The organism is Streptomyces sp. NPDC026538, assembly GCF_055567535.1.
On record NZ_JBVHQG010000006.1, the window covers coordinates 610807 to 636033 of the forward strand.

The 25227-nt window shown below is 72.2% G+C and carries 22 protein-coding genes and 1 pseudogene; 10 read left to right on the forward strand and 13 right to left on the reverse strand.

Going from position 1 to position 25227, the window contains the following annotated elements; genetic code table 11:
- Window positions 1-67: 67 nt before the first annotated feature.
- The 5 genes from nrfD to ACZ4N4_RS26420 form a co-directional block, all read right to left on the reverse strand.
- Window positions 68-1048 carry an NrfD/PsrC family molybdoenzyme membrane anchor subunit gene (gene nrfD, locus ACZ4N4_RS26400; RefSeq protein WP_467592723.1) on the reverse strand — a complete coding sequence of 327 codons (981 nt, stop codon included), beginning with the start codon at window positions 1046-1048 and terminating at the stop codon, window positions 68-70.
- Entirely contained in the window at window positions 1045-1956 is a 912-nt protein-coding gene (locus ACZ4N4_RS26405; protein ID WP_453566663.1) for a 4Fe-4S dicluster domain-containing protein, read from the reverse strand. The genes nrfD and ACZ4N4_RS26405 overlap by 4 nt, the downstream gene beginning before the upstream one ends.
- Window positions 1953-5198, reverse strand: a complete 3246-nt coding sequence (gene fdh / locus ACZ4N4_RS26410) for a formate dehydrogenase (RefSeq protein ID WP_467592726.1) — start codon at window positions 5196-5198, stop codon at window positions 1953-1955. Before fdh ends, ACZ4N4_RS26405 begins: the two co-directional genes overlap by 4 nt.
- A 652-nt stretch (window positions 5199-5850) precedes the next feature.
- Window positions 5851-6084 (reverse strand): hypothetical protein, encoded by a 234-nt coding sequence (locus ACZ4N4_RS26415; RefSeq protein WP_450757036.1) that lies wholly within the window; start codon window positions 6082-6084, stop codon window positions 5851-5853.
- Between the two features lie 275 nt (window positions 6085-6359).
- Window positions 6360-7808, reverse strand: a complete 1449-nt coding sequence (locus ACZ4N4_RS26420) for an aldehyde dehydrogenase (protein ID WP_467592728.1) — start codon at window positions 7806-7808, stop codon at window positions 6360-6362.
- A 186-nt stretch (window positions 7809-7994) separates the two neighbouring features.
- Between ACZ4N4_RS26420 and ACZ4N4_RS26425 the strand changes: the two genes are divergently transcribed.
- The 10 genes and pseudogenes from ACZ4N4_RS26425 to hypA all read left to right on the forward strand — a co-directional run bounded on the left by ACZ4N4_RS26425 (window position 7995) and on the right by hypA (window position 15994).
- Complete coding sequence (locus tag ACZ4N4_RS26425) at window positions 7995-8483, forward strand: TetR/AcrR family transcriptional regulator (RefSeq protein ID WP_467592871.1); 489 nt, start codon at window positions 7995-7997, stop codon at window positions 8481-8483.
- A gap of 69 nt (window positions 8484-8552) precedes the next feature.
- Window positions 8553-9377, forward strand: coding sequence for a maleylpyruvate isomerase family mycothiol-dependent enzyme (locus ACZ4N4_RS26430; protein ID WP_453566666.1), 825 nt, complete (start codon window positions 8553-8555; stop codon window positions 9375-9377).
- Between the two features lie 212 nt (window positions 9378-9589).
- Window positions 9590-11080, forward strand: a complete 1491-nt coding sequence (locus tag ACZ4N4_RS26435; protein WP_467592731.1) for a hypothetical protein — start codon at window positions 9590-9592, stop codon at window positions 11078-11080.
- A 3-nt stretch (window positions 11081-11083) separates the two neighbouring features.
- Entirely contained in the window at window positions 11084-12175 is a 1092-nt protein-coding gene (locus tag ACZ4N4_RS26440) for an NADH-quinone oxidoreductase subunit B family protein (protein WP_467592733.1), read from the forward strand.
- 51 nt (window positions 12176-12226) lie between these two features.
- Complete coding sequence (locus ACZ4N4_RS26445) at window positions 12227-14020, forward strand: nickel-dependent hydrogenase large subunit (RefSeq protein ID WP_467592876.1); 1794 nt, start codon at window positions 12227-12229, stop codon at window positions 14018-14020.
- Window positions 14013-14561 carry a NifU family protein gene (locus tag ACZ4N4_RS26450; RefSeq protein WP_453566671.1) on the forward strand — a complete coding sequence of 183 codons (549 nt, stop codon included), beginning with the start codon at window positions 14013-14015 and terminating at the stop codon, window positions 14559-14561. The genes ACZ4N4_RS26445 and ACZ4N4_RS26450 overlap by 8 nt, the downstream gene beginning before the upstream one ends.
- Window positions 14558-15163, forward strand: a complete 606-nt coding sequence (locus ACZ4N4_RS26455; protein WP_467592736.1) for a DUF5947 family protein — start codon at window positions 14558-14560, stop codon at window positions 15161-15163. The genes ACZ4N4_RS26450 and ACZ4N4_RS26455 overlap by 4 nt, the downstream gene beginning before the upstream one ends.
- 29 nt (window positions 15164-15192) lie before the next feature.
- A complete protein-coding gene (locus ACZ4N4_RS26460; RefSeq protein WP_351696548.1) occupies window positions 15193-15399 on the forward strand; it encodes a hypothetical protein in 207 nt (68 codons plus the stop codon).
- A 22-nt stretch (window positions 15400-15421) separates the two neighbouring features.
- Window positions 15422-15598, forward strand: a complete 177-nt coding sequence (locus tag ACZ4N4_RS26465) for a hypothetical protein (protein WP_351696550.1) — start codon at window positions 15422-15424, stop codon at window positions 15596-15598.
- 7 nt (window positions 15599-15605) lie between these two features.
- Window positions 15606-15994, forward strand: a pseudogene (gene hypA / locus ACZ4N4_RS26470) (hydrogenase maturation nickel metallochaperone HypA).
- A gap of 30 nt (window positions 15995-16024) precedes the next feature.
- Here the strand turns inward: hypA and hypE are convergent.
- The 8 genes from hypE to ACZ4N4_RS26510 form a co-directional block, all read right to left on the reverse strand.
- On the reverse strand, window positions 16025-17014 hold the full coding sequence (hypE, locus tag ACZ4N4_RS26475; protein ID WP_467592879.1) for a hydrogenase expression/formation protein HypE: 990 nt from the start codon (window positions 17012-17014) through the stop codon (window positions 16025-16027).
- Between the two features lie 67 nt (window positions 17015-17081).
- Entirely contained in the window at window positions 17082-18209 is a 1128-nt protein-coding gene (hypD, locus tag ACZ4N4_RS26480; RefSeq protein WP_360478361.1) for a hydrogenase formation protein HypD, read from the reverse strand.
- Window positions 18206-18496: a HypC/HybG/HupF family hydrogenase formation chaperone gene (locus ACZ4N4_RS26485; RefSeq protein WP_467592741.1), complete on the reverse strand. Its 291-nt coding sequence runs from the start codon at window positions 18494-18496 to the stop codon at window positions 18206-18208. The genes hypD and ACZ4N4_RS26485 overlap by 4 nt, the downstream gene beginning before the upstream one ends.
- Window positions 18497-18499: 3 nt before the next feature.
- A complete protein-coding gene (hypF, locus tag ACZ4N4_RS26490) occupies window positions 18500-20863 on the reverse strand; it encodes a carbamoyltransferase HypF (RefSeq protein ID WP_467592743.1) in 2364 nt (787 codons plus the stop codon).
- Window positions 20860-21582 (reverse strand): hydrogenase nickel incorporation protein HypB, encoded by a 723-nt coding sequence (gene hypB / locus ACZ4N4_RS26495; protein WP_467592745.1) that lies wholly within the window; start codon window positions 21580-21582, stop codon window positions 20860-20862. Before hypB ends, hypF begins: the two co-directional genes overlap by 4 nt.
- Window positions 21583-21646: 64 nt before the next feature.
- A complete protein-coding gene (locus ACZ4N4_RS26500; protein ID WP_467592747.1) occupies window positions 21647-22228 on the reverse strand; it encodes a hydrogenase maturation protease in 582 nt (193 codons plus the stop codon).
- On the reverse strand, window positions 22225-23895 hold the full coding sequence (locus tag ACZ4N4_RS26505) for a hydrogenase maturation protein (RefSeq protein ID WP_467592749.1): 1671 nt from the start codon (window positions 23893-23895) through the stop codon (window positions 22225-22227). The genes ACZ4N4_RS26500 and ACZ4N4_RS26505 overlap by 4 nt, the downstream gene beginning before the upstream one ends.
- Before the next feature lie 20 nt (window positions 23896-23915).
- Window positions 23916-25124, reverse strand: coding sequence for an acyltransferase family protein (locus ACZ4N4_RS26510; protein ID WP_467592751.1), 1209 nt, complete (start codon window positions 25122-25124; stop codon window positions 23916-23918).
- Window positions 25125-25227: the final 103 nt, after the last annotated feature.

A 25227-nucleotide genomic window follows, 5' to 3' on the forward strand; every position in this document is an offset into this window, starting at 1 on the left:
GTCGTCTCCCGGTTCGTCGGTCTCGGCGAACTCTCTGGGGGGCTGCCGAGCCTGGGCTCGTGCGCCGTCAGTTCTCGGTCTCGTCGGACGGGCCGGCGGCGGCGCGTTGGGGTGCCACCGTGTACTTCGGGTCCTCGGCCGAGGCGGCTCCTGCCGCGAAGATGCCGAAACGGGTGCAGGCCGAGCCCGCGAGGAGGGCGAGGCCCGCGAGGCCGGCCGCGGGGCGGCTGCGGTGGCCGAACACCAGGCCGGTGGTGGCGCCTGCCGCAGTGAGCAGGCGGGCGGTGCGCAGCAGGGTTCCGGCGCGGCCCTGATGGTAGGTCTCCGCGACCATGCCGAGGCGCCGTTCGGCCGCCCGGGTCGCGGCCTCCTCGGCGCCGGCGGCGAGCACCGCGGCGCACCGTGCGGGTGCCGACTCGTGCACCGGGCCGAGGAGCAGGGCCATGCCGGAGGCGGCGGCCGTGGCGGAGGCGGCGAACACGTAGGGCAGTTCGCGATGCGCGCCGTGCCAGGCGGGAACGGCGGTGTCCGCCGCGAGGACGGCAGTGTAGGAGGCAATCGCCGGTCCGAGCAGCGCCGCCGCCGCGGTCGCCGTGGCCCCGGCCCTGGGCAGCCGCCCGGTGACGGCGGTGATCGCGGCAGCGCCGGCCGCCGGTCCGTAACCGGCGAGGAGCCAGGAGCCCACGCTCATGGGGGAGGTCGGCTTGAGCACCCGGAGCATGTTGGGGAACCGGCTCGGCACCCCGAGATCGTGCACCAGTGCGGCGGCGGACAGTGAGACCGCGGCGAGGGAGGACACTTTCATCGCTGTGGCGGTCGACGTACGCCCGGTGAGCTGGGCGCCCGCCGCCAGTACGGAGCCCGCGCCGGCGAGCCCGCCCAGGAAGAAGTACCCGGCGATGTCCCGGGCGCTCCAGGAGGGTGCCTTGATGACCGGACGCCCGTAGTACGACTCGAACTCGGCCCGGGGCACCATGAGTTGCTCCCCGTGGCGCTTACGGCGCCGCTGCCGGGTGCCCTGCCCGAGGCTGCTCTTGGAGTCGCTCATCGTGTGCCCTTTCTGCCCAGCACACCGGGCAGCGCGAAGGAGACGGCGAAGGCTCCGGCCAGGGAGAGGGCCGCCGCACCGGCGTGCTTCCACATCGTGGGGAGGTCGCGGGTGGTGACGACCGGGTTCGGGGGCAGCCCGTAGACCTCGGGTTCGTCGAGGAGCAGGAAGAACGCGCCGTCGCCGCCGACGCCGTCATCGGGCTCGTGGCCGTACAGCCGTGCGCCGTCCACGCCCGCCGCGTGCAGTTGGTCCACGCGCAGGGCGGCTCGTTCGCGCAGTTCGTCCAGCGGGCCGAACTGGATGGACTCGGTCGGGCAGGCTTTGGCGCAGGCGGGTTCCTGTCCGGCGCCGAGCCGGTCGTAGCACATGGTGCACTTGAACGCCCGCCCGTCCTCGGGCCGTTGTTCGATGACGCCGTACGGGCAGGCGGGCACGCAGTAGCCGCAGCCGTTGCAGATGTCCTCCTGGACGACGACCGTGCCGAACTCGGTCCGGAAGAGGGAGCCGGTGGGGCAGACGTCGAGGCAGGCGGCGTGGGTGCAGTGTTTGCACACGTCGGACGACATCAGCCAGCGAAGTTCCCCGGGCTCGGCGGAAGGCTCGGGCCCGGCTTCGGCCAGGGGAAGCCGGGTGCGTCCGTCCGGCGCCGGGACCTGCTGTTCGATGAAGGCGACGTGGCGCCAGCTGGAGGCGCCGAGCCCCTGGGTGTTGTCGTAGCTCATGCCGGTGAGGGAGAGGCCGTCCTCCGGGATGGCGTTCCACTCCTTGCAGGCGACCTCACAAGCCTTGCAGCCGATGCAGACGGAGGTGTCGGTGAAGAAGCCGACCCGGGGCGGGGGTTCGGGATGACCCGCGTCGCGTGCGGGGTCGGGTTCGGTACCGCTGAGCAGGTGGCGGTCGGTCATTTCCGGATCTCCGTCCCTGTACTGGCGGTGATGCCCGCGCGGCTGCGGTATTCGGCGACCAGCTTCGGCAGGTCGGGCCCGCGGGGTCGCCGGCCCGGGCGGATGTCGGCGGTCAGCGCCTTGTCCTCCTGGATATGGGCGTTGGGGTCGAGGGCGATCGCGACGAGTTCGTTGGCCGCGTCGCCGGTGGCCACTCCGTTGGGACCCCAGTGGAACGGCAGTCCGATCTGGTGGATCGTGCGGCCGTGCACCGTGAGGGGTGTGATCCGGGGGGTGACCATGACGCGGGCCTCGACGGCGTTGCGGGCCGTGACGATGGTGGCCCAGCCCAGGTGCTCAAGGCCGCGTTCGGCGGCCAGTTGAGGGGAGACCTCGCAGAAGAACTCCGGCTGGAGTTCGGAGAGATAGGGCGACCAGCGGCTCATGCCGCCCGCCGTGAAGTGCTCGGTGAGGCGGTGCGTGGTGATGACGTACGGGAAGACCTCGGCGCCCTTCTCGTCGCCGCTCGGGTGGTAGCGGTTACCCTCCCGGGGCAGCAACTGGCGTACGGGGGAACGCGGTGTGGAGGGGTGCAGGGCGTTGGCGAAGGGGGAGTCCTGCGGTTCGTAGTGGGTCGGGAGCGGGCCGTCCTCCAAGCCCGCGGGCGCGTACAGCCAGCCCTTGCCGTCGGCCTGCATGATGAACGGGTCGTCGCCGCGCAGCGCGTCGGGTCCGGTCGCGTCCTCGTCCGGTACGAAGTCCGGGGCGCGGTCGGGTACGAAGTCCGGGACGTCGTACCCGGTCCACTTCCCCTCGGCCTCGTCCCACCAGACGTACGCCTTGCGCTCGCTCCACGGCGTGCCGTCCGGGGCGGCCGACGCCCGGTTGTAGAGGACGCGGCGGTTGGCGGGCCACGCCCAGGCCCATTCGGCGGCCACCCAGTCCTGTTCGCTGCCGGGCCGGCGGCGGGCAGCCTGGTTGACGCCGTCCGCGTACACCCCGCAGTAGATCCAGCAGCCGCACCTCGTCGTGCCGTCGTCCTTGAGTTCGGTGTACGCCGAGAGCGGCGCCCCGCCCGGGCCGTGGCCGTTGATCTCGGCGAGTACGGCGGCGGCATCCGGTTCGGCCAGCGGGCCGTCGACGGGGTAGTCCCAGGTCAGATCCTGTACAGGCCGGTCCATCGGGTCGGTCGAGGTGGCCAGCCGTTCCTTGATGCGGCGGCCCAGGTGGTACATGAACCACAGGTCGCTGCGGGCGTCGCCCTCGGGTTCGACGGCCGCGTGGTGCCACTGCAGCCAGCGGTTGGTGTTGGTGAACGAGCCGTTCTTCTCGGTGTGGGCGGCGGCCGGGAAGAAGAACACCTCGGTGCCGATGTCCTCGGTACGCAGCTCGCCGGTCTCGATCTCCGGGCCGTCCTGCCACCAGGTCGCCGACTCGATGAGGGAGAAGTCGCGCACGACGAGCCACTCCAGGTTGGCCATCCCGAGCCGCTGGAGCCGAGTGTTCGCGGAACCGACCGCGGGGTTCTCGCCCATCAGGAAGTAGCCCTTGCACACTCCGTCCAGCTGGGCCATCACCGTGTCGTAAGTGGAGTGGGAGCCGGTCAGGCGCGGCAGGTGGTCGAAGCAGAAGTCGTTGGCGGCGGTGGCCGCGTCGCCGTAGTACGCCTTCAGAAGGCTCACGAAGTAGGCCCGCATGTTGGCCCAGAAGCCCTTTTCGGTGCGGCTGGCCTCGATGAAGGCGTCCAGGTCCTCGTGCGCGTGGGCGTGCGGCATGGGGAGGTAGCCGGGCAGCAGGTTGAAGAGGGTCGGGATGTCGCTGGAGCCCTGGATGGAGGCGTGGCCGCGCAGGGCCTGGATGCCGCCGCCGGGGCGGCCGATGTTGCCGAGCAGCAGCTGGAGCACGCTCGCGGCGCGGATGTACTGGGAGCCGACCGAGTGCTGGGTCCAGCCGACCGCGTACACGAACGCGCTCGTCCGCTCGCGGCCCGAGTTCGCGGTCAGGTCCTCGCACACCTGGAGGAACTTCGCGCGCGGTACTCCGCAGACCTCCTCCACCAGTTCCGGGGTGTAGCGGGCGTAGTGGCGCTTGAGGATCTGATAGACGCAGCGCGGATGTCGCAGGGTCTCGTCGCGTGGTGCCCGGCCCGCGGTGCGCGCCCCGCCCGAACCGTGTGCCTCCGGCCCGCCCGAGCCGTGGACGCGCTCCTCGTACTGCTCGTCGACCTCGCCGGTGGGCTGCTGCACCTCGACACCCTCGTACTGCCAGCTGGAGGGGTCGTAGTGGTGCTTGTCCTCGTCCAGCCCGGAGAAGACACCGTCGAGGTCCTCGGTGTCGCGGAAGTCCTCGCTCACCAGGGTGGCGGCGTTGGTGTAGGCGAGAACGTACTCGCGGAAGTCCTTCTCCTCGGTCAGGACGTAATTGATGATCGCGCCGAGGAACGCGATGTCGCTGCCGGCCCGGATCGGGACGTGCAGGTCGGCCAGCGCGCTGGTGCGGGTGAACCGCGGGTCGACGTGGATGATCCGGGCGCCGCGTGCCTTTGCCTCCATCACCCACTGGAAGCCGACGGGGTGGGCCTCGGCGAAGTTGGAGCCCTGGATGACGATGCAGTCGGCGTGCTGGAGGTCCTGCATGAAGGTGGTGGCACCGCCTCGCCCGAAGGAGGTGCCGAGCCCGGCGACCGTGGAGCTGTGGCAGACCCGGGCCTGGTTCTCCACCTGGACCACGCCGAGGCCGGTCAGCAGCTTCTTGATGAGGTAGTTCTCCTCGTTGTCGAGGGTCGCGCCGCCGAGACTGGCGATGCCGAGGGTGCGTGCGGTGCGCAGCCCCTCGGACTCCCACTCCCAGGTCCGGCGCCGCGTCTCGATGACCCGGTCGGCCACCATGTCCATGGCGGTCTCCAGGTCGAGGGGTTCCCAGTCGGCGGCGTACGGCCGCCGGTGGAGCACCTGGTGGCGGCGGGCCGGGCCGGTGGTGAGCTGGAGGGTGGCCGAACCCTTGGGGCACAGGCGGCCCCGGCTGACAGGTGAGTCCGGGTCGCCCTCGATCTGGACGACCTTGTCGTCCTTGACGTAGACCTGCTGTCCGCAGCCCACCGCGCAGTAGGGACATACAGATCGCACCACCCTGTCGGCGGTGACCGTGCGCGGCCTGAGGTGCTGGGTTTGCGCCGACATGGCGGCCCGGCCCCGGCCCAGCGGGTCGGATGCGGTGAGCTGGCGGAAGGCGGGCCAGTCACTGATCCACGTACGCACACCCATGGTGTGTCCTTTCGGCGGCCGGAAAGACCGGCGGCGTCGGCGGGTGTCACATTCAGACTGGCCCACCGGGACGGGTACGGCGCGCGGGGCGCCAGCCGGGCGGTTCCCCGGACACGGGATGCCCGGATCGAGGAACTCCGCGGCCAGGGGAGCCATGCCGACCCGTGCCGGCCGCGTCCCGGTCGGGCCTCCCGGGCCCCGGCTGCTCGTCGTCGGCCTTGCGCGGCGCGTCACCGCCGGGCTTCCAGGGCTGCTCGCCGGCGCCCGTCCGCGGGTCAGGCATGTCCCTGACCACGGGTCCGGCCCGCTGCGCTCTGTCGTTCCCGGGAGGCTTCGGACGGCGGTCGCTCACGGTGCTTTCCCTCTCGCGGCCGGGCGTGGGTTCCGGCCTCGGGTACCCGCCGCCGGTGGGGCTACGCAGGGCCGACCGATGTGCACCGGACGCCTCTTGGCCGTTGCATGAGGCAACGGTCGCTCCACCCGTCGGCCGGAGCCGGGCCGCCACCTCCGCCGGCGGGGGCGCTCGCTGACGGCTCCCGTCCTGTGAACCAGGGAGGGAGCCGTTCAGGTGGTGCGGGCGCGTGCCTTCAGCGGGCCACGCGTGTCGGTGCGAGCGTCGGTTTCCGGTGACGAGGCGGTAGAGGAGGAAGGCTCAGCCGCTCAGGCGGCTGCGCAGCATCGCCTTGCCCAGGTCCGCGCCCTTGCGGCTGTCGGCCTGTGCCTTGGTGAACAACTCGACGAGTTGTGCGTCCTTCTCCCGCTCGGCGTCCTTGATGTAGGTGTCGAGACGCAGGACGTTCTCCATGCAGCTCTCGACGTACCAGAGAAGGTTGTAGTCCTTGTCGGCGGTTCCGGTGATCTTTCCGGTCTCCGTGGCGCTGGCCATCGTCGTCACTCCGTCCGTTGTGGTGAATCGGGTGTCGACCCGCCGGCCTTGTCGGCCGGACTGGCCGAGTACCCCGCTGGGACACGACGCACCACGGGCGCCGGTCCCGATGGCGATGCCATCCATCCGACGGTGCCCCCAGGATTCGGCCGCCACGTCCTGCGCCCTGTCCCTCCCTGCTCTCCCTCTTCCATCCGGCCGCGCACCAGCGCGGCCGGTGCATTTGATCTTTCCGCTTCGACGTGCGGCCCCTCGCGGACCGTCTCTGCCCCAGGTCAGACCCCGGATACCGGCAGTGTGACGGTCTTGTGCTCGACGTACTGGGCCAGCCCGACCGCCCCGTACTCGCGGCCGATCCCACTCGCCTTGTATCCGCCGAACGGGCCGTCGAAGGAGATGGCGGCGCCGTTGACGGTGACCGTGCCGGTCCGCAGCCGGCCGGCGACCTCCAGTGCGTGCGCCTCGTCGGCGGACCACACGCCGCCCGAGAGGCCGTACTCGGAGTCGTTGGCGATCCGTACGGCCTCGTCCTCGTCGTCGTAGGGGATGACCACGAGGACCGGGCCGAAGATCTCCTCCTGGGCGATCCGCATGGAGTTGTCGACGTCGGCGAACACGGTCGGAGTCACGTAGTTGCCGCTCTCCAGTCCCGGCGGGACCCCGGGGCCGCCGGTGACCAGCCGAGCCCCTTCCCTGATGCCGACCTCGATGTAGTCGCGCACGCGCTGCTGCTGGTCGCGGCGGATCATCGGGCCGATGAAGGTGTCGGGGTCGGCCGGGTCACCGACCTTGAGCGACTCCACGAGGTCCTTGAGGCCGGTGACGACCTCGTCGTACCGGCCGCGCGGGGCGAGGACGCGGGTCTGGGCGATGCACGACTCGCCGTTGTTGAGCAGGGAGGCGAACTTCAGCCCGCGCACCGCCCGGTCGACGTCGGCGTCCGGCAGGATGATCGCGGCCGACTTGCCGCCCAGCTCGAGGCTGACCCGCTTCAGCTGTTCGCCCGCGATGGCGGCGATCCTGCGCCCGGCCCGCGTCGAGCCGGTGAACGCGATCTTGTCGATGTCGCGGTGCGACACCAGGTACTCGCTGGTCTCCCGGTCGGCGGGCAGCACGCTGATCACCCCTTCGGGCAGACCGGCCCCCTCCAGCAGCTCGGCGAGGATCCCCATGCTCAGCGAGTTCTCCGGGGACACCTTCAGGACGACCGTGTTGCCGGCCAGCAGCGCCGGGATGACCTTCGCCATGGCCGCCGAGAACGGGGAGTTCCAGGGAATGACGGCCGCGACCACGCCGACGGGCTCACGCCGTACGACGGCGCGTACCGCGGAGCCGGACGCCGGCGTCTCCTCCCAGCCGAACTTCTCCGCGGCGGCGAAGTAGGCCTCGGCCTGCCGGCTGAGCCCCGGCTGTCCGGCCCTGGTGAACCAGGCGGCCGAGCCGTTCTCGGCCGAGATGAGGCCGGCGATCCTCTCGGCGTCGGCCTCGCGCAGCGCGTTCAGACGCCGTAGGACGGCGATGCGATCCGCCGGGGCCGTGCGCGGCCAGGGGCCGTCGTCGAAGGCGGCCCGGGCGGCGGCCACCGCGCGGTCGATGTCGGCCGGCCGGGCCTGGGCGGCGCGGCCGATGACCGCCTGGTCGTGCGGCGACCGGATGTCGAGCAGTCCGGGGTCGCTGGGCGCCTCCCAGGATCCGGCGATGAAGAGACGGTCGTAAGTGATCATTTGCCCTCTCCCGAGGATGGTGAGCGAAGCACTGCGCTATCTGTCACTTCAATGTAGCACTTATGGCTGAGTACGACTCACTGATGAGTCACTAGAGGAGTCAGACTCCACACCTCGGGCTATGCTCGGCGCGTGAGAGCAGACGCAGCACGCAACCTGGAAGCGGTTCTGACGACCGGGGCCCGTATGCTCGCCGCCGATCCGGCCGCGAGCATCGCCGCGATCGCCGCCGAGGCCGGCGTCGACCGGCGCACCGTCTACCGGCGGTTCGCATCCCGCGAGGAGTTGCTGGCGGCCATCTACGAGGCGCGGTACGACGCGGTCGAGCGAGCCGTGGAGAACGCCAGGCTGCGTGCGGCTCCCGTCGCGGTGGCGCTGCACCGGTACGTCGAGGAGATCATCGGCGTCAACCGCAAGTGGCCGGTGGAGCTCGGCCGGCTGCGGGCCGACGACACGATCCGGGAGCGGCGCGACGCTCTGATCGGGGAGATCGACGACTTCCTGCGGCGCGCCACCGAGGAGGGGCTGCTGCGCGCGGATCTCCCGCTCTCCTGGGCGAGTTCACTGCTGCCACAGCTGATGCATCTGGCCTCGCGGGAGTTGTCCGAGCTCAGCGCCGCGCAGGCCGCCGACGTGGTCGTCGACACCTTCCTGCAGGGCCTCGGCCGGCGGTGATCGCCACGGGTCTTGTGGTGCGCCCGTACGTCTGATTGGGTACCGCCCGGTAGAACGGGAGCAACCTACATGGATCAGGCAGCACGGCAGGACGTCCGGGGGGCGCTGCCCGAAGGGCTCGGGCAGGCGATACGGCAGGCCGGCGACGACATCGCGGCCGTGCTGGACGGCGTGGCGGACACGGGTGTCGCCGTGCCGGGGTCGCAGTGGACGGTCGGCGAGGCGGCGGCCCATCTGGCGCTGGCCAACGGGCTGATGGCCGACCTCGCGCTCGGCACGGAACGCCCTTACGGGGACGGCACACCGCAGAGCCTCGCGGCGGCCAACGCGGAGTCGCTGGCCGTGTTCGGGGAGCGCCGGGCCGAGCCGCTCGCGGCGATGATCACCGAGCAGGCCGCACGCTGTGTCGACGCGCTGGTCACGACGGCGGACGGCCCTGCGCCGGTCACGCCGCTCGGCCGGATGGACCGGTCCGTCCTCGCCTCCTACCTGCTCACGCACATGCTGGGCCACGGTTACGATCTCGCCCGCGCGCTGCGGCGCCCGCACATGATCGACGCCGAACGGGTGGCGCTGTGCATGCCGTTCATGCTCTCGGTGATGCCGACCGTGGCGGACGCCGCGGCGGTCGCCGGGATGAGCGCCCGCTACACGATCCGGCTGCGCGGTGGCGGCGGTGCCTTCGGCGTCACGCTCACCGACGGCGCCGTACAGGTGACTCCGGGGCCGCAGGACCGCCCGGACTGCACGATCCTCATCGATCCGGTCGCCTTCCTCCTCATCGCCCTCGGCCGCCGCAACCCCTGGCTGGCCATGGCCCGGGGCCAGATCCTCGCCACCGGCCGCAAGCCCTGGCTGGCCCCCCGCTTCCCCTCCCTCTTCGTCGCCCCCTGACCACCCCCTCGGCGATCCCCCGGCCACCGGGCACACACCGACTTCCCCGGTCCGCCCGGACCGTCCCGCAGGCCACCTCCGCCGGCTGACCCGGCGTACGCCCCACCGCACCCCGTTCGGCCCAACCCCGCTCGTCCAGAAGAGGCGAGCGGGCGTGACCGATGTGACCGTGGTGGAAGGTATGGCGCGCGCACGGATCCGAGGGAGGCTGCATGGCCGAGGGACTGGTCGACGGCGGAGGGCCCCGCACTGCCCTCACGGACGGCCCGAAGTGGTCTCCTGAGCGGTCCGGGCGGGTCTTCGGACAGCTGAGCGCCGTCGCCGATGCCGTCCTCTACGAGGGCTACCTTCTGTACCCCTATCGGCGGTCCTCGCCGAAGAATCGTGCCCGCTGGCAGTTCGGGGTCCTCTTCCCCAGGGACTGGGTGGAGGCCGACGGCCCGGTCAGCCCGGGCGTGTCGGGTTCGGCGGACTCCTGGTACCAGCAGACGGAATGCCTGGTGCGGGTGGACCGGCCGGACGCGGTCCTGCGGGTGCGGGTGCGGTATCTGCAGATGCAGCACAAGCAGGTCGAGGACGCCGAGCGGCGCCCGGTCGAGTCGCTGACGTGCGACGACGGGACCGTGCAGCTGACCTTCGAGGAGGCGGTGCCGCGCGCGGCCGACCTGACGGTCCCCCTTGCCGAGGGCGAGCACAGCTTCCCGGTGGGCTCCCCCGCCGGCGCCGACACGGAGGCACTGCCCTCCGGAGCCGGGCGGATCGTCAGGCGCCGGGAGGAACTCCGGGCGACCACCACGGTCATGGCCGAGCGGTTCGGCGAGGGACTCGTGCGGCTCCGGGTGCGCACCGCGCACGACGGGCACCCGACGGATCCGCACGCCCCGCGCGACCGGGCGCTGCGCCACGCCCTCATCGCCACCCACACCCTGCTCGGCGCCGAGGGCGCGGAGTTCGTCTCCCTGATCGACCCCGGCCCGGACCTCCAGGAGGCCGCCCGGAGCTGCCGCAACGACTTCACGTTCCCGGTGCTCGGCGGCCCGCCCCCCGCCGACGCCCCCGCCGACGGCTCGGTCTCCGCCCTGCTGCTCTCCTCGCCGATCATCCTGCCCGACCATCCGCAGGTGGCCCCGGAGAGCCCCGGGGACCTGCACGACGCAGGTGAGATCGACGAGATCCTCACCCTGCGCACCATGTTGCTGACGGACGAGGAGAAGCGGGAGGCCCGCGCCACCGACCCGCGGGCCGCCGAGATCCTCGACCGCGTCGACACCATGCCGCCGGAGGTCTTCGGGCGGCTGCACGGCGCGATCCGTTCGCTGAAGCCGGCCGCAGGCCGTCCCGCCTGGTGGCAGGAGGGCGCCGACGAGGGGCTCTCCCCGGCCACCGACACCGTCCTGGTCGACGGTGTGCGGGTCGGCGGCGGCAGCGCGGTGCGGCTGCGCCCGCGCCGCCGGGGCGCCGACGCCCAGGACATGTTCCTGGCCGGGCGGACCGCCACCGTGGCCGCCGTCTTCCACGACGTGGACGGCAGCACCCACCTCGCCGTCACCGTCGACGACGATCCGGCGGCCGAACTGCACGGCTGGTACGGCCGTTTCCACTACTTCCGGCCCGACGAAGTCGAGCCGGTCGGGGGCACCGACGTCCCGGACCCAGCGGCGGCACAAGAGCCGCCCGCGGGACCCACTCCATCGGAGGCCTAGCGTATGAGCACCAAGAACGGCACGACCGCCGTCGGCGGCGAACCCAGCGAAACCGGCGAACACCAGGGGTTCGACGAGATCACCATCCTGTGGATCTCCGAGGGCATGAGCTGCGACGGCGACACCGTCTCCGTGACCGCGGCGGACCAGCCCTCCATCGAGGACCTGGTCCTCGGCCTGATCCCGGGCATCCCGAAGGTCAACCTGGTCAACAAGGTACTGTCGCCGAGCCTGGGCGGCGAGGACTTCCTCGCGCCGTACCGGAAGGCCGCGCGGGGCGAGCTGGAGCAGCCGTTCATCCTCGTCATCGAGGGCTCGATCCCCAACCAGAACATCATCGAGGGCGAGGGCTACTGGACGTCCTTCGGCAACGACCCGGAGACCGGCCAGCCGCAGACCATCAACGACTGGATCGACCAACTGGCGCCCAAGGCCTGGGCGGTGGTGGCCATCGGCACCTGTGCCACCTTCGGCGGCATCCACGCGATGGCCGGCAACCCGACCGGTTCGATGGGCCTCGCGGACTACCTGGGCTGGGACTACAAGTCGCAGGGCGGGCTGCCCGTGGTGAACATTCCGGGCTGCCCGGTGCAGCCGGAGAACTTCATGGAGACCCTGGTCTGGGTGCTCTACCACGCCGCCGGCACCGCTCCCCCGCCCCCACTGGACCACATGCTGCGTCCGCAGTGGCTGTTCGGGCGCACGGTGCACGAGGGCTGCGACCGAGGCTCGTACTACGAGCAGGCGTCCTTCGCGATGGACTACAACTCCCCCAAGTGCCTGGTGAAGACCGGCTGCTGGGGCCCGGTCGTGAACTGCAACGTGCCCAAGCGGGGCTGGATGGCCGGCGTCGGCGGCTGCCCCAACGTCGGCGGTATCTGCATCGGCTGCACCATGCCGGGCTTCCCCGACGCGTTCATGCCGTTCATGGACGAGCCGCCCGGCGGCACCCTCTCCTCGCTGGCCATCAAGCCGTACGGCGCGGTCATCCGCCGCCTGCGCGGCTTCACCAACGACCTGGTCAACCACGAGCCCAAGTGGCGCCACAACAAGCGCAAGCTCACCAGCGGGTACGCCCCGCGCTGGCGGCCCTGACACGCCAGAGTCCCCCCGCCCCACATCCCCCCACAGCAAAGGCCAGCGACGCTGATGACAACCGAGGCCCGGCAGAAAGGGCGAAAGCCCGCGCAGATCGTGGACATGTCCTGGGATCCGATCACCCGGATCATCGGAAACCTGGGCATCTACACGAAGATCGACTTCGCCAACCGGGAGGTGACGGAGTGCCACAGCACCTCCTCCCTCTTCCGCGGCTACTCCGTCTTCATGAAGGGGAAGGACCCGCGCGACGCGGGCTTCATCACCTCGCGGATCTGCGGTATCTGCGGCGACAACCACACCACCTGCTCCGACTACGCCCAGCAGATGGCGTACGGGGTGAAGCCGCCGCCGCTGGCCGAGCACATCGTCAACCTCGGCGAGGCGGCCGAGTACATGTTCGACCACACGATCTTCCAGGACAACCTGGTCTTCGTGGACTTCTGCGAGCAGATGGTCAAGGCCACCAACCCGAGTGTGCTGGCCCGCGCCGAACGCACCGCCGCCCCGCGCGGTGACATCCACGGGTACCGGACCATCGCGGACATCATGAAGGCCTTCAACCCCTTCGAGGGCGAGGTCTACAAGGAGGCCCTGAAGGTCTCCCGGACCACCCGCGAGATGTTCTGCCTGATGGAGGGCCGGCACGTCCACCCCTCCACGCTGTATCCGGGCGGTGTGGGCACCATGCCGTCGCCGACCGTGTTCACCGACTACCTCAGCCGGCTGATGCACGTCATCGACTTCGTGAAGAAGGCCGTCGCCATGAACGACGACGTCTTCGACTTCTTCTACGAGGCGCTGCCCGGCTACGAGGAGGTCGGCAAGCGCCGTATCCTGCTCGGCTGCTGGGGCGCCTGGCAGGACCCGAAGGTCGTCGACTACCGGTACGAGAACATGGACCGCTGGGGCAAGGCGATGTACGTCACCCCGGGCATCGTGGTCGACGGTGAACTGGTCACCAACAACCTGGTCGACATCAACCTGGGCCTCCGGATCATGCTGGGCAGTTCGTTCTACGAGGACTGGGTGAACGAGGACCCGTTCGTCACCCACGACCCGCTGGGCAACCCCGTCGACATGCGCCACCCGTGGAACCAGACGACCCTTCCGGTGCCGCAGAAGCGGGACTTCGACGCCAACTACAGCTGGGTGATGAGCCCGCGCTGGTTCGACCAGCGCACCGGCGACCACCTGGCCCTCGACACCGGCGGCGGCCCGCTGGCCCGGCTCTGGTCGACCGCGCTGAGCGGCATCGTCGACACGCCGTACATCAAGGCCACCGGCAACAGTGTGCGAATCTCGCTGCCCAAGGGCGCGAGCCTGCCGGAGACCACCCTGGAGTGGAAGATCCCGAAGTGGTCCAACACCCTCGAACGCGACCGTGCCCGGCCGTACTTCGTCGCCTACGCGGCGGCCATGGCCCTGCAGTTCCTGGACGAGGCGATGGGCCTGGTGCGGTCCGGCGACACCAAGGTGTTCGAGGACTTCGAGGTGCCGGACGAGGCGATCGGCTGCGGCTTCCACGAGGCCGTGCGCGGGGTCCTCTCCCACCATCTGGTGATCAAGGACAAGAAGATCGCCAACTACCACCCGTACCCGCCGACCCCGTGGAACGCCAGCCCCCGGGACAAGTTCGGCACGCCCGGTCCCTACGAGGACGCCGTCCAGGGCCAGCCGATCTTCGAGGAGAACGGCCCGGACGACTTCAAGGGCGTCGACATCATGCGCACGGTCCGCAGCTTCGACCCGTGTCTGCCGTGCGGTGTCCACATGTACACGGGCAAGGGCAAGACGCTGAGCGTCACGCACTCGCCGACGTACGGGGCGGACCATGGCTGACCCCGGGCGGCTCGACGCCCCGGCGGTCGAGGCCCGGCTGGCCCGCCTCGACTCGCTCCTTGAAGGGCTGGAGTCCGCGCCCGGCCCCACCGGCGGCTCGGCCGTGGAGGCGGTCCGCCTGCTGACCGAGGTCTACGGCGAGGCACTCGCCCGTGTCCTGGACGGCGCGGACGCGGCCCTGGCCGAGCGGCTCTCCGGCGACGAACTCCTCGACCATCTCCTGGTCCTGCACGACATCCACCCCGACTCGCCCGAGAGCCGGGCGGCCCGCGCGGTCGAACGGCTGCGCCCCGCCGTGCGCGAACGCGGCGGTGACGTCGAGTGGGCCGGTATGGAGGGCCAGGTGGGCCGGGTGCGGCTGACCACCGGCGGCGGTTGCGGGTCCGGGTGCGGCGGAGGTACTACGGAGGTGGCCGACGTGGTCCGGGAGGCGGTGCTCGCCGCGGCCCCCGAGCTGACCGACGTGCAGCCGGTGCCCGAGGACCCGGCCCCCGCCTTCGTCCCCCTGGACTCCCTGCGCCGGCCACAGGAGGCCCGGTGAGCACCGACGGAGCCCTGGCCCGCCTCATCCGCACCGCCGCCGACCACCGGCCGGCGGCGGAGGCGGAGGTGTGCGACCTGTGCGCCGCCCCGGTGCCCGAGAACCACCCGCATCTGTACGACACCGGGCAGGGCGAGGTCCGCTGTGCCTGCCGTCCCTGCTCGGTGCTGTTCCCCGGAAAGCCGGGACAGGGCACCGGCGAGGCCCAGTTCCGGCTGATCCCGACCCGCCGGGTCCGGCTCCCCGAGGTCGACACCGCGGCCCTCGGTGTCCCGGTCGGACTGGTCTTCTTCGTACCGCGCGCCGACGGCTCGGTCACCGCCGAGGGGCCGAGCCCGGCGGGCGCCATGCGCTGGGAGGTGGACGCGGCGGCCTGGCAGCGGGCGGTCGCCGGCTGCCCGCCCCTGGCCGGGATGGCGCCCGACGTCGAGGCGCTGCTGGTCAACACCGTCCACGGCCTGGACCACCACTGGATCGCACCGGTCGACGACTGCTTCCGCATGCTCGCCGTGGTCCGCCGGGAATGGCGCGGCCTGTCCGGTGGCGGCCGGATGTGGCCGGCCGTGGAGCGTTTCTTCGAGGAGCTCACCGAGCGCCCTTGAGGAACGGCAACACAGTAAGGAGAAACCCCATGGGAAGCATCCGAGTCGGCCGACCCCAGGCGAAGCCCGACACCCCGTCCCACGTGCCCGGTATGCACCAGGGCAACGAGGGGCCCCACACCACCCAGACCGGGCACCACCCGGACGGCACCGCCGACGCGCGGCGCTCCACCGGCATCCACTGGAAGCGGCACGACACCCTGCTGGACGTCATGCCGAACATCCCACCCGGATGACACAGAACAGGGAGTTCCCCACATGAAGGTCCAGCGAAAGAGAACCGGAACGACGGCCCAGCGCGTGCTGACGGCCGAGATCGCCGTCGTGGGCACCGTCGCCCTCGCGTTGTTCGTCATGGAACTGCCCTCGATCATGCGCGAGATGAAGATCTGGCGGATCGCGGGTGGGCTGCGCGCCGGTCACCGGTATCCGTGAGCCGGTCGTGCACGAACTGTCGATCGCGACCGCGATCGTGGAGCAGGCCGGCGCATGGGCCCGGGAGGACGGGGCGGACACCGTCTCGGCGGTGTCCGTCCGGGTCGGCGAGCTGTCCGGGGTCGTACCCGACGCGCTGACCTTCGCCTTCGAGGTGGCCCGGGACGGCACCGCGCTGGCGGGGGCGGACCTCGTGGTCGAGCAGGTGCCCGCGCTGGCCTGGTGCGACCCGTGCGCGGAGGAGTTCGCGGTGGGCATGCCGCCGTTCTTCTGGTGCCCTCGCTGCGACCGGCCCTGCCCGGAACTGCGCAGCGGCCGTGAACTGGAGATCACCGCCGTCGAGTGACCTCGCCGGTACCCGCAACGACATGGGTACCGGCGAGGTCCTCGCCCTGATCCGCTTCGCCTGGATCCGCCTCGACCTGATCAGCAGATCCGCGGGAGCTGCTCTCCCAGGGGCAGGTCCACGACCCGCGTGCCGCCGAGTCCGGTGGCCACCACGACCATCCCGGGGTGGTCGGCCACGCACTCGCCGATCCGGGTCGCGCCCGCCCCCTGCGGGTGCGCGCGCATCGCCTCCAGGACGGCATCGGCCTCCGTGGCCGGGACGAAGGCGACGAGCCGGCCCTCGTTGGCGACGTAGAGCGGGTCGAGCCCGAGGAACCCGCAGGCGTTGGCGACCGCGTCCGGGACGGGGACGGCCCGCTCGGTCAGCCGTACCCCCGTGCCCGAGGCGCGGGCGATCTCGTTCAGCGAGGCGGCCAGGCCACCGCGCGTGGGGTCGCGCAGGACGTGGATGTCCGGGGTGACGTCCAGCATGGTGGCGACCAGGTCGGCGAGCGACGCGGTGTCGCTGGCGATCTCGACGCCGAACTCCAGCCCCTCGCGGACGCTCAGGACGGCGACCCCGTGCAGTCCGATCGGTCCGCTGACGATCACCGCGTCGCCGGGCCGGGCCCGCTGCGGCCGGATGTCCACCCGCTCGGGCACCAGGCCCACCCCGGCGGTGGTGACGTACACCCCGTCCCCGTGCCCGGCCTCGACCACCTTGGTGTCGCCGGTGGCGATGGTGACTCCGGCCGTCTCGGCCGCCGCGCCCATGGCTCGCGCGACACGTTCGACGACGGCCAGCTCCACGCCCTCCTCCAGGACGAACGCGGCGGAGAGGTAGGCGGGCCGGGCGCCGCTCATCGCCAGGTCGTTGACCGTGCCGTTGACGGCGAGGTCACCGAGACAGCCGCCGGGGAAGAACAGCGGCCGTACGACGTAGGAGTCGGTGGAGAACGCCAGCCGGGCGCCGCCGAGCTGGAGGACGGCCGAGTCGGCCATCCCGGCGAGCAGCGCGTTGCCGTAGGCGGGGACGAAGACCTGCTCGATCAGTTCGGCGGAGAGGGCGCCGCCTCCGCCGTGGCCCATCACCACGACCGGCTGGTCGCGGATCGGCACCGGACAGCTCCAGTTCGCCGGGTCGGCGACGGTCTGCTCAGCCAACGGGGTTCATCTCCTCGCGCGGGAGCGCCGGTTCGGACATCCGGCGGTAGAGGTAGTAGGCGGCGCAGGCTCCCTCGCTGGAGACCATGGTGGCGCCGAGCGGGGTGCGCGGGGTGCAGCTGGTGCCGAAGGCCGCGCACTCGGTGGGCTTGATGAGCCCTTGGAGGACCTCACCGGCCCGGCACTCGGCCGGTTCCTCGGTGCGGATGCCGGTGACGTCGAAGCGGTGCTCGGCGTCGTACGCCCGGTAGGCCTCGCTGAGCCGCCAGCCGCTGGCCGGGATGGGGCCGATGCCCCGCCAGGAGCGGTCGGTGACCTCGAAGACCTCCTCGATCATGCGGATGGCCGCCGGGTTGCCGTCCTCGCGCACGGCACGGGCGTAGGCGTTCTCCACCCGGTGCTCGCCGCGCTCCAGCTGAAGGACCGTGCGGCGGATGCCCTCCAGGATGTCGAGCGGTTCGAAGCCGGTGACGACGACGGGGACCCGGTGGCGTGCGGCCAGCTCCGGGTACTCGGTCATGCCCATCACGCTGCACACGTGCCCGGCGGCCAGGAAGCCCTGCACCCGGCAGCTGGGGGCGGTCATGATGGCCTCGATGGCCGGGGGGACCCGCACATGGGAGACCAGCAGGCTGAAGTTGGTCAGGCCGAGGCGCTTGGCCTGGTGGACGGCCATGGCGTTGGCGGGGGCGGTGGTCTCGAAGCCGATGGCGAAGAAGACCACCTGACGGTCCGGGTGCCGCTGGGCGAGCTTCAGCGCGTCGAGCGGCGAGTACACCACGCGGACGTCCCCGCCCTCGCCCTTGACCCGGAACAGGTCCCGGTCGGTGCCGGGCACCCGCAGCATGTCGCCGAAGGAGCAGAAGATCACCCCGGGGCGGGCGGCGATCTCCAGCGCCTTGTCGATGCACTCCAGCGGGGTCACACAGACCGGGCACCCCGGGCCGTGGATCAACTCCACCTCATCGGGCAGGAGTTGATCGATACCGTGCCGGATGATCGAGTGGGTCTGGCCTCCGCAGACCTCCATCAGGGCCCAGGGCCGGGTGACGACGGACCGGATCCCGTCCAGCAGCCGGCGGGCCAGTTGGGGGTCGTTGAACTCGTCGAGATACTTCACCGGGCCTCGTTCCCCTCTGCCTGCCGGGCAGCCTGCTGCCAGGCGTCGCCGAACTCCTCTTCCAGCAGCCCCAGTTCCTCGAAGAGCTGGAGGGAGGCCAGGGCCGACTCCTCGTCGAGCCGCTGGAGGGCGAAGCCCACATGGACGATGACGTACTCACCGACGCGGACGTCGGACACGTACTCCAGACAAGCCTGCTTCTGTACACCGCCGAAGTCGATCAGGCCGGTGAGCGGATCGGCCGTGTCGTCGATGCTCACGACTTTGCCGGGCACTGCCAAACACATGGGTCACTCCGTCTCGTCGCCGACTGCCGTATGCGGGCCGTCGTGGGGTGGTTGTCCGTGGGCCGCGACCATCAACTGCCCGAGCGCCAGCCCGCCGTCGTTCGGCGGGACTTCGCGGTGCCGGACGACCGTGAACCCGTGCCCATGCAGCAGGTCGGAACCGGCCTGCTCCAGAAGGGCGTTGGCGAAGACGCCGCCGGTGAGGGCGACGGTGGTCAGGCCGGTGGCCCGGCGCGCCGCCCGGCAGAGCTCCAGGACCGCCCGGGCGACACCGCGGTGGAAGCGGGCCGCGATCACCGGTACCGGGGTGCCGCGCCGCAGGTCGGTGACGATCGCGCGCAGTGTCGGGGCCGGGTCGAAGCGGTCGCCGAAGGGGTACGCGGCCGTGTCGTCGTCCCAGGCCAGGCAGGCCTGCGCCTCCAGTTCCAGGGCGGCCTGCGCCTCGTACCCGGCTCGGTGGCACACGCCCGCGAGGGACGACACCGCGTCGAAGAGCCGGCCCATGCTGGAGGTGGCCACGCAGCCGAGCCGGCTCGGCAACTGCTGTGCCAGCAGCCTGAGTTCCTCATGCGAGCAGGCGGCGACGCTGGGCAGGTCCGCATCCCAGGGCAGGCCGGCCGCCCACAACCGGGCCAGTGCCATCCGGCACGGGTTGGCGACTCCCGCGTCGCCGCCGGGGAGCGGGGCCGGGGCGAGGTGGGCGAGGCGCCGGTAGCCGGCGTAGTCGGCGACGAGCACCTCGCCGCCCCAGACGGTGCCGTCGTCGCCGTAGCCGGTGCCGTCGAAGGCGACGCCGATGACCGGTGTGGTGCCGTCGAGGCCGGCTTCTGCCATGGCGGCGGCGACATGGGCATGGTGGTGCTGGACGAACACCGGCTTCTTTACGGGCAGTTGAGCGGCCCGGCGGCGCGCCCAGGCGGACGCGTGGTAGCCGGGGTGGCGGTCGGCGGCGACCAGTTCGGGGCGGACTCCGGTGAGCCGGTGCAGATGCCGTTCCGCGCGGACGGCGGCCTCCAGAGTCGCCAGGTCGCCCATGTCGCCGATGTGCGGACCGAGCCAGGCCAGTCCGTCCTCGCCGACGCACAGTGCGTTCTTGAGGTCGCCGCCCACCGCGAGCGCGGGGCGCACCGGGACGGGCAGGCTCAGCGGTCGTGGCACATATCCACGGGAGCGGCGCAGGACCTGTTCGGTGCCGTCGGCGCGCACCCGCAGCAGGGAGTCGTCGCAGGGCGAGGCGATGGGCCGGTCGTGGGCGAGCCAGGCGTCGGCCAGTCCGAACAGCCGGGTCAGCGCCTCGTCGTCGTCCGTGACGATCGGCTCGCCCGAGCGGTTGCCGCTGGTCATCACCAGCACGCGGGGGCCGGGCGGGTCGCCGGGGAGGCCGAACAGGAGGGTGTGCACGGGGGTGTAGGGCAGCATCACGCCGAGGTGGGGGCTGCCGGGGCAGACCCCGGCTGCCAGCCGTACGCCGGCGCGGGGGCGGAGCAGGACGACGGGGCGCCGGGGGCCGGTGAGCGCGGCCCGTTCGGCGGCGCCGACCACGGCGATCCGCTCCACCTCCTCCAGGTCCGCGCACATCACGGCGAACGGCTTGTCCCCGCGTGCCTTGCGGGTGCGCAGGGTGTCGACGGCCCGGGCGTCGCGGGCGTCGCAGGCCAGGTGGTAGCCGCCGATGCCCTTGACGGCGACGATCCGGCCGGCCGCGAGCAGCTCTCGCGCCTGTGAGAGGGCGTCGCCGTCGCGAGCGGCCCTCACTCCGCTGCCCGCGGCGGGGACCAGCCGCAGCCGGGGCCCGCAGTCCGGGCAGGCCACCGGCTGGGCGTGGAAGCGGCGGTCGGCCGGGGCGCCGTACTCCCGGGCGCAGCCGGCGCACAGCGGGAAGCCGGACATGGTGGTGACCGCGCGGTCGTAGGGCATGCCGGTGGCGATCGTGAAGCGGGGGCCGCAGTGGGTGCAGGTGATGAAGGGATGCCGGTGTCTGCGGTCGGCCGGGTCGGCCAGCTCCCGCAGGCAGTCGGCGCAGGTCGCGGTGTCGGGCGGGAGCTGGGTGCGGCCGGGGGAGGCGTCCTCGGTGACGCGGATGGTGAAGCCGGCGTCCGCCCCGGTGACGGGGACCTCCTCGACGGCGACGGCGGTGACGGTGGCCAGCGGCGGCGGGTCGGTGGCGAGCAGCTCGCAGAACCGCTCGACGGCGCTCGCCGCTCCCTCGACCTCGATGAACACGCCGTTCGCCGTGTTGCCGACGAACCCGGTGAGCGTGAGACCTGCGGCGAGGCGGTGGACGTGCGGGCGGAAGCCGACGCCCTGCACGGTTCCCCGCACGGTGATGCGCCGGCGGACGGCCGTCGCCGTGGTGGGGGCCGTCACGAGGCGCTGGGCGCGTGGAGGTGACCGTGCGGGTGCGGGGCGAGGGGCGGCCGGTGCGCGGGAGCACCGTCCCGTACGGCGAGCACCCGGTCCAGGACCGTGTCGACGCCCTCGCCGGTGCGAGCGCAGGAGCGGACGATCTCCACCCCGGGGTTGACGCGCCGGACCTGGTCGGCGAAGGCGGTCTCGTCGAAGCCGGCCGGCCCGGCGAGGTCGGTCTTGGTGAGCACGACGAGGTGGGCGGAGCCGAAGGCGGTGGGGTACTTCGAGGGCTTGTCCTCGCCCTCGGTCACCGCCATCAGCACGATCCGCAGCTGTTCACCGAGGTCGTAGGAGGCCGGGCAGACGAGATTGCCGACGTTCTCCACGAACAGCAGCGCGGTGTCCGGCGGCAGCCAGCCCTCCAGGTGGCCGCGTACCTGCCGGGCCTCCAGGTGGCACAGCCCGTCGGTGAGCAGCTGTTTCACCGGCGCTCCGGAACGGGCCAGACGCCTGGCGTCGTTCTCGGTGGCGAGGTCGGCGGTGAAGGCGGCGACGGCCACGTCCCGCTCCAGGGCCCGGGCCAGCACCCGGCCGAGCAGTTCGGTCTTGCCGCTGCCGGGGCTGGAGAGCAGGTTCACCACGCTCACCCCGCGCGCGGCCAGGTCGTCGCGCAGGCTGGCGGCCAAGCCGTCGTTCCTGGCCAGGACGGCCCGGGTGACCTCCTCGGACTGACACATGGGTGCTCCTCGATCGTTGAGTTCCGGAAGAACCGTCGGATCGGGTGGGTCCCGTCCTGGTCCGCTAGCGATCCTCCGCGCCGGTGGCGGCCGGGTGCGGGAGCCCGGCCGCGGCGGGGCCCGTGGATTCCTCCGGGCGGGCCAACGAGGGCATGACCTGGGGATCGGCGAGCAGCACCGGGACCAGGGCGTGCAGGGCTTCGACGGCCTGTTCGACCGCGTCCCGCACGGGCTCGCTCAGGCCGGGGGCGATGTCCTCGTCGCCGCGCGGCAGCTCGCCGGGCTCGCAGGCGAGCACGAGGACGCGCGGCAGGGGTTCGTCACCGAGGTGGGCGGCCAGGGCGAGCACCTTCGCCGGGTCCATGCCGTGTGCCTCGGGCGGGGCCGCCGGAGCGCCGTCGGGGAGGTCGGGCTCGATCAGGGAGAGGGTGCCGGGGCGCCGCCCGCGGGCGGCGGCGTCCACGAGTACGGCGACCGTCCACCCGTCGAGCAGTGCGTAGGCGAGGTCCATGCCCCGGATGCCGAAGTCCCGGACCTGTACCTCGGGGGGCAGCGGGCGCCGGGCCAGGGCGCGGATCACCTCGGGGCCGAAGGAGTCGTCGCCGAGGAAGATGTTGCCGACGCCCGCCACCAGCAGCCGCGTCACCGGGCACCGCCCGGGACCTTGCGGACGAAGTCCGAGCGCAGCGTGTGGTAGGCGGCGTCCGGGTCGTAGAACAGGGCGTGCATCCGGTCGAGTTCGTCCTTCCGGTACTCGGCGAGCGGCCGGCGTGCCTCGTCGGCTTCGCGCGCCGCGGCCTTGGCGACGAGGCGCCCGTCCAGGTCCGGGGTGCCGGCGAGCACGGCGGCCAGTTCCTCGACCTCGGCGGCGAAGCGCTGTGCGGGGACCGGCAGCAGCCGGTCGACGAGTCCGGTCCGGGCCGCGGTGGCGGCGCTCACCGGCTGCGCCTCCTCGGTCAGCCGCCGGGCGGTCTCCGCTCCGGCGCGACGGGGCAGCGAGTACGTCCAGAACTCCGAGCCGTACAGGCCCATCCGCCGGTAGTGCGGGTTGAGGACGGCGCCGGTGCGGCACCAGACCTCGTCGGCGGCGAGCGCGAGCATGGCGCCGCCGGCCGCCGCGTTGCCGGCGAGCGCCGCCACGACCAGCCGGTCGGTGGTCCGCAGCACGGCCTCCACCAGGTCGTCCATCGCGTTGAGGTTGGCCCAGGACTCCTCGGCGGGGTCCGGGGCGGCCTCGATGACGTTCAGATGGATGCCGTTGGAGAAGAAGTCCCGGCGGCCGCCGAGCACCAGCACCCGGGTCGGCCGGGCGAGCGCGTACTCGTAGGCGGCGAGCAGGCGCCGGCAGTGGTCGGTGCTCATCGCGCCGCCGGGGAAGGAGAAGGTGACGAGGCCGACGTCGCCGCGCTGCCGGTAGCGGATGTCGGTCCAGGTGCGGCGGTCCGGGCGCAGTTCGAGCGGGGCGGGGCTGTCGGGGAGGCCGGCAGCGGCGAGGACGTCGGCCGCGGGGCGGCGGAAGGGCGCGGGGTCGCCGGAGTTCTTGCGGGGGCGCAGCTCGGGGATCCACACGGCGCCGTCCCGGGTGGCCCGGCAGACCGCACCCGCGCGGGTCGCGAGCAGCTCGCCGGGGCGGCCGCGCAGTCGGTCCTCGGGGTGACCGCCGTGCAGGAACAGCTCCCGGCCGAGGAGTTCGTCGAGGACCCCGGGCTGCGAGTCGGCACCGCGCAGCTTGCACAGCACCGTCTCGGTGTCGTCGGCCGCCCAGTCGATCCGCCGTCGCGCCTGGCGGAAGACGTCCCGCCAGACGATCCGGCCGTGGATCGAGGGGTCGCTCTGCGGCACCGGCTTGTACGAGCCCTCCGCATACCGTCGTACGGCCTCGTGGACGGCGGTGAGGGCGGCGTCTGCGACCTCGTTGCGGTAGAGGTCGCTCTTGCCGACCGGCTCCACCGGGAAGGGCTCGCTCGCCCAGACCGCGCCCGCGTCCACGGCCGCCTCGGCCTGGAGCACGGTCACCCCCCAGCGGGGTGCCTGCCCGGCGATGGCCCAGTCGAGCGAGGAGGGGCCCCGGTCACCGGGCGGTCCCGGATGCACGATCAGGCAGGTGTGGTCCCGGCAGACGTCCCCGGGGAGCGCGGTCTTCAGCATCGGCGCGATGATCAGCTCCGGGCGCCGGTCCCGGACCGCGGAGCGGACGGCGTCGGGGCCGTGGGTGGCGAGGACGACCTCCACACGGTGGCCGAGGTCGGACAGTTCGGCGTACACCCGTTGGGACAGGCTGTTGAAGGCGCTGGCGACGAGCAGAATGTCCATGGTGCGGCATATTCGCCGCTTCAGCGGTCTCCGGAAAGCACCCCGGCGGCGTTTCGTCGGCCGTCCTGGACCGCTTGGCCCTGCCGCGCGCGGAACGCCCACTCCATTTCGGGCTCCATCACGAACCGGAAGACCCGGCGCACCGGCGGTGTGCAGAGCACGGTCACCACCGCGGCGGCGGCGAGGGTGGCCGTCACCGCGCCCAGCGGGCCGTGCATCCAGGCCGGGTCGTACCAGTGGGCGGGCTTGGCGCTCTGCGCGACGAAGCCGTGGAGCAGGTAGCCGTAGAGCGTGCCCGCGCCGAGCGTGGTGAACCAGGTACGGCGGCCCGGCACCCAGGCGAGGAAGCAGGCGGCCAGCACCAGCGAGCAGCCGAAGACGGCCAGGGTCATGACGGGCCCGTACCAGGCGGGCACGCCGAGCTGCTCGGCGCTGTCCCGGTGGAAGAACCAGCGGTAGCCCAGGTGCGGCACCGACCAGTACGCCACGGCGAGGGCGCACAGGGCGACGGGGACGGCCCACAGGCGCACCCGCCAGCGGCGCAGCAGGCTGAAGTGCTCCGGCCGCAGGCACAGGCCGAGCACGAAGTACGGCAGGAACTGCAGGACCCGCTGGAGGTCGAAGTCGCTGCCGATGGACGGCGTGAGGCTCGCCAGCGCGGCGACGGCGAGCGCGAGGGGCAGCGGCCACCGCACGAGCCGCCAGATCGGCGTCGTCAGCCGCCAGATGAACAGGGCCGCCAGGAACCAGGTCAGGTACAGCGGGTCCAGCAGGCTGATCTCGCGGTCGGGGGCGTGGTCGCTCCACCGGGTGAAGAGGGTGTAGGCGACCTCGAACACCACGTAGGGCACGGCGACCCCGGTGACCAGCCGTTTGATACGGGCGGGACTGGCGTCGAAACTGCGGGAGAAGTAGCCGGAGATGATGATGAACGCCGGCATGTGGAAGGCGTAGACGAACGTGTAGAGCGCGGTGACGGTACGGCTGTCCGAGCGCAGCGGCTCCCAGGCGTGCCCCACGGCCACGAGCACGATCGCCAGGTACTTCGCGTTGTCGAAGTAGGCGTCGCGCCGGGCGGCGGGCGGGCCGCTCCGGGGGGCCGGGCCGTTCCGCGGGGCCGGGCGGGGCGGCGGGACCCGGGTCCGGTCCGCGTCCGCCGCCCGGGCGGGCGACGCGTCGACTGTGGCAGCTGTCTCGCGGGAGCCGGACAGACCAGAACACCTCTTCACACAACATGCGCTCAGGGGAGCGACGGGGGCCGTACACGGGACTCCGCGCGGGGACGGTGCACGGCGGCGCTACCCGGGCGGTACTCCGGTGACGCTGCTCTCC

Excerpts from the sequence above, each read along its gene's own strand:
- nrfD (WP_467592723.1), bottom strand. The coding sequence starts at position 1,048 with ATGAGCGACTCCAAGAGCAGCCTCGGGCAGGGCACCCGGCAGCGGCGC.
- ACZ4N4_RS26405 (WP_453566663.1), bottom strand. The coding sequence starts at position 1,956 with ATGACCGACCGCCACCTGCTCAGCGGTACCGAACCCGACCCCGCACGC.
- fdh (WP_467592726.1), bottom strand. The coding sequence starts at position 5,198 with ATGGGTGTGCGTACGTGGATCAGTGACTGGCCCGCCTTCCGCCAGCTC.
- ACZ4N4_RS26415 (WP_450757036.1), bottom strand. The coding sequence starts at position 6,084 with ATGGCCAGCGCCACGGAGACCGGAAAGATCACCGGAACCGCCGACAAG.
- ACZ4N4_RS26420 (WP_467592728.1), bottom strand. The coding sequence starts at position 7,808 with ATGATCACTTACGACCGTCTCTTCATCGCCGGATCCTGGGAGGCGCCC.
- ACZ4N4_RS26425 (WP_467592871.1), top strand. The coding sequence starts at position 7,995 with ATGCTCGCCGCCGATCCGGCCGCGAGCATCGCCGCGATCGCCGCCGAG.
- ACZ4N4_RS26430 (WP_453566666.1), top strand. The coding sequence starts at position 8,553 with ATGGATCAGGCAGCACGGCAGGACGTCCGGGGGGCGCTGCCCGAAGGG.
- ACZ4N4_RS26435 (WP_467592731.1), top strand. The coding sequence starts at position 9,590 with ATGGCCGAGGGACTGGTCGACGGCGGAGGGCCCCGCACTGCCCTCACG.
- ACZ4N4_RS26440 (WP_467592733.1), top strand. The coding sequence starts at position 11,084 with ATGAGCACCAAGAACGGCACGACCGCCGTCGGCGGCGAACCCAGCGAA.
- ACZ4N4_RS26450 (WP_453566671.1), top strand. The coding sequence starts at position 14,013 with ATGGCTGACCCCGGGCGGCTCGACGCCCCGGCGGTCGAGGCCCGGCTG.
- ACZ4N4_RS26460 (WP_351696548.1), top strand. The coding sequence starts at position 15,193 with ATGGGAAGCATCCGAGTCGGCCGACCCCAGGCGAAGCCCGACACCCCG.
- ACZ4N4_RS26465 (WP_351696550.1), top strand. The coding sequence starts at position 15,422 with ATGAAGGTCCAGCGAAAGAGAACCGGAACGACGGCCCAGCGCGTGCTG.
- hypE (WP_467592879.1), bottom strand. The coding sequence starts at position 17,014 with ATGGGCCACGGCGGAGGCGGCGCCCTCTCCGCCGAACTGATCGAGCAG.
- ACZ4N4_RS26485 (WP_467592741.1), bottom strand. The coding sequence starts at position 18,496 with ATGTGTTTGGCAGTGCCCGGCAAAGTCGTGAGCATCGACGACACGGCC.
- hypB (WP_467592745.1), bottom strand. The coding sequence starts at position 21,582 with ATGTGTCAGTCCGAGGAGGTCACCCGGGCCGTCCTGGCCAGGAACGAC.
- ACZ4N4_RS26505 (WP_467592749.1), bottom strand. The coding sequence starts at position 23,895 with ATGGACATTCTGCTCGTCGCCAGCGCCTTCAACAGCCTGTCCCAACGG.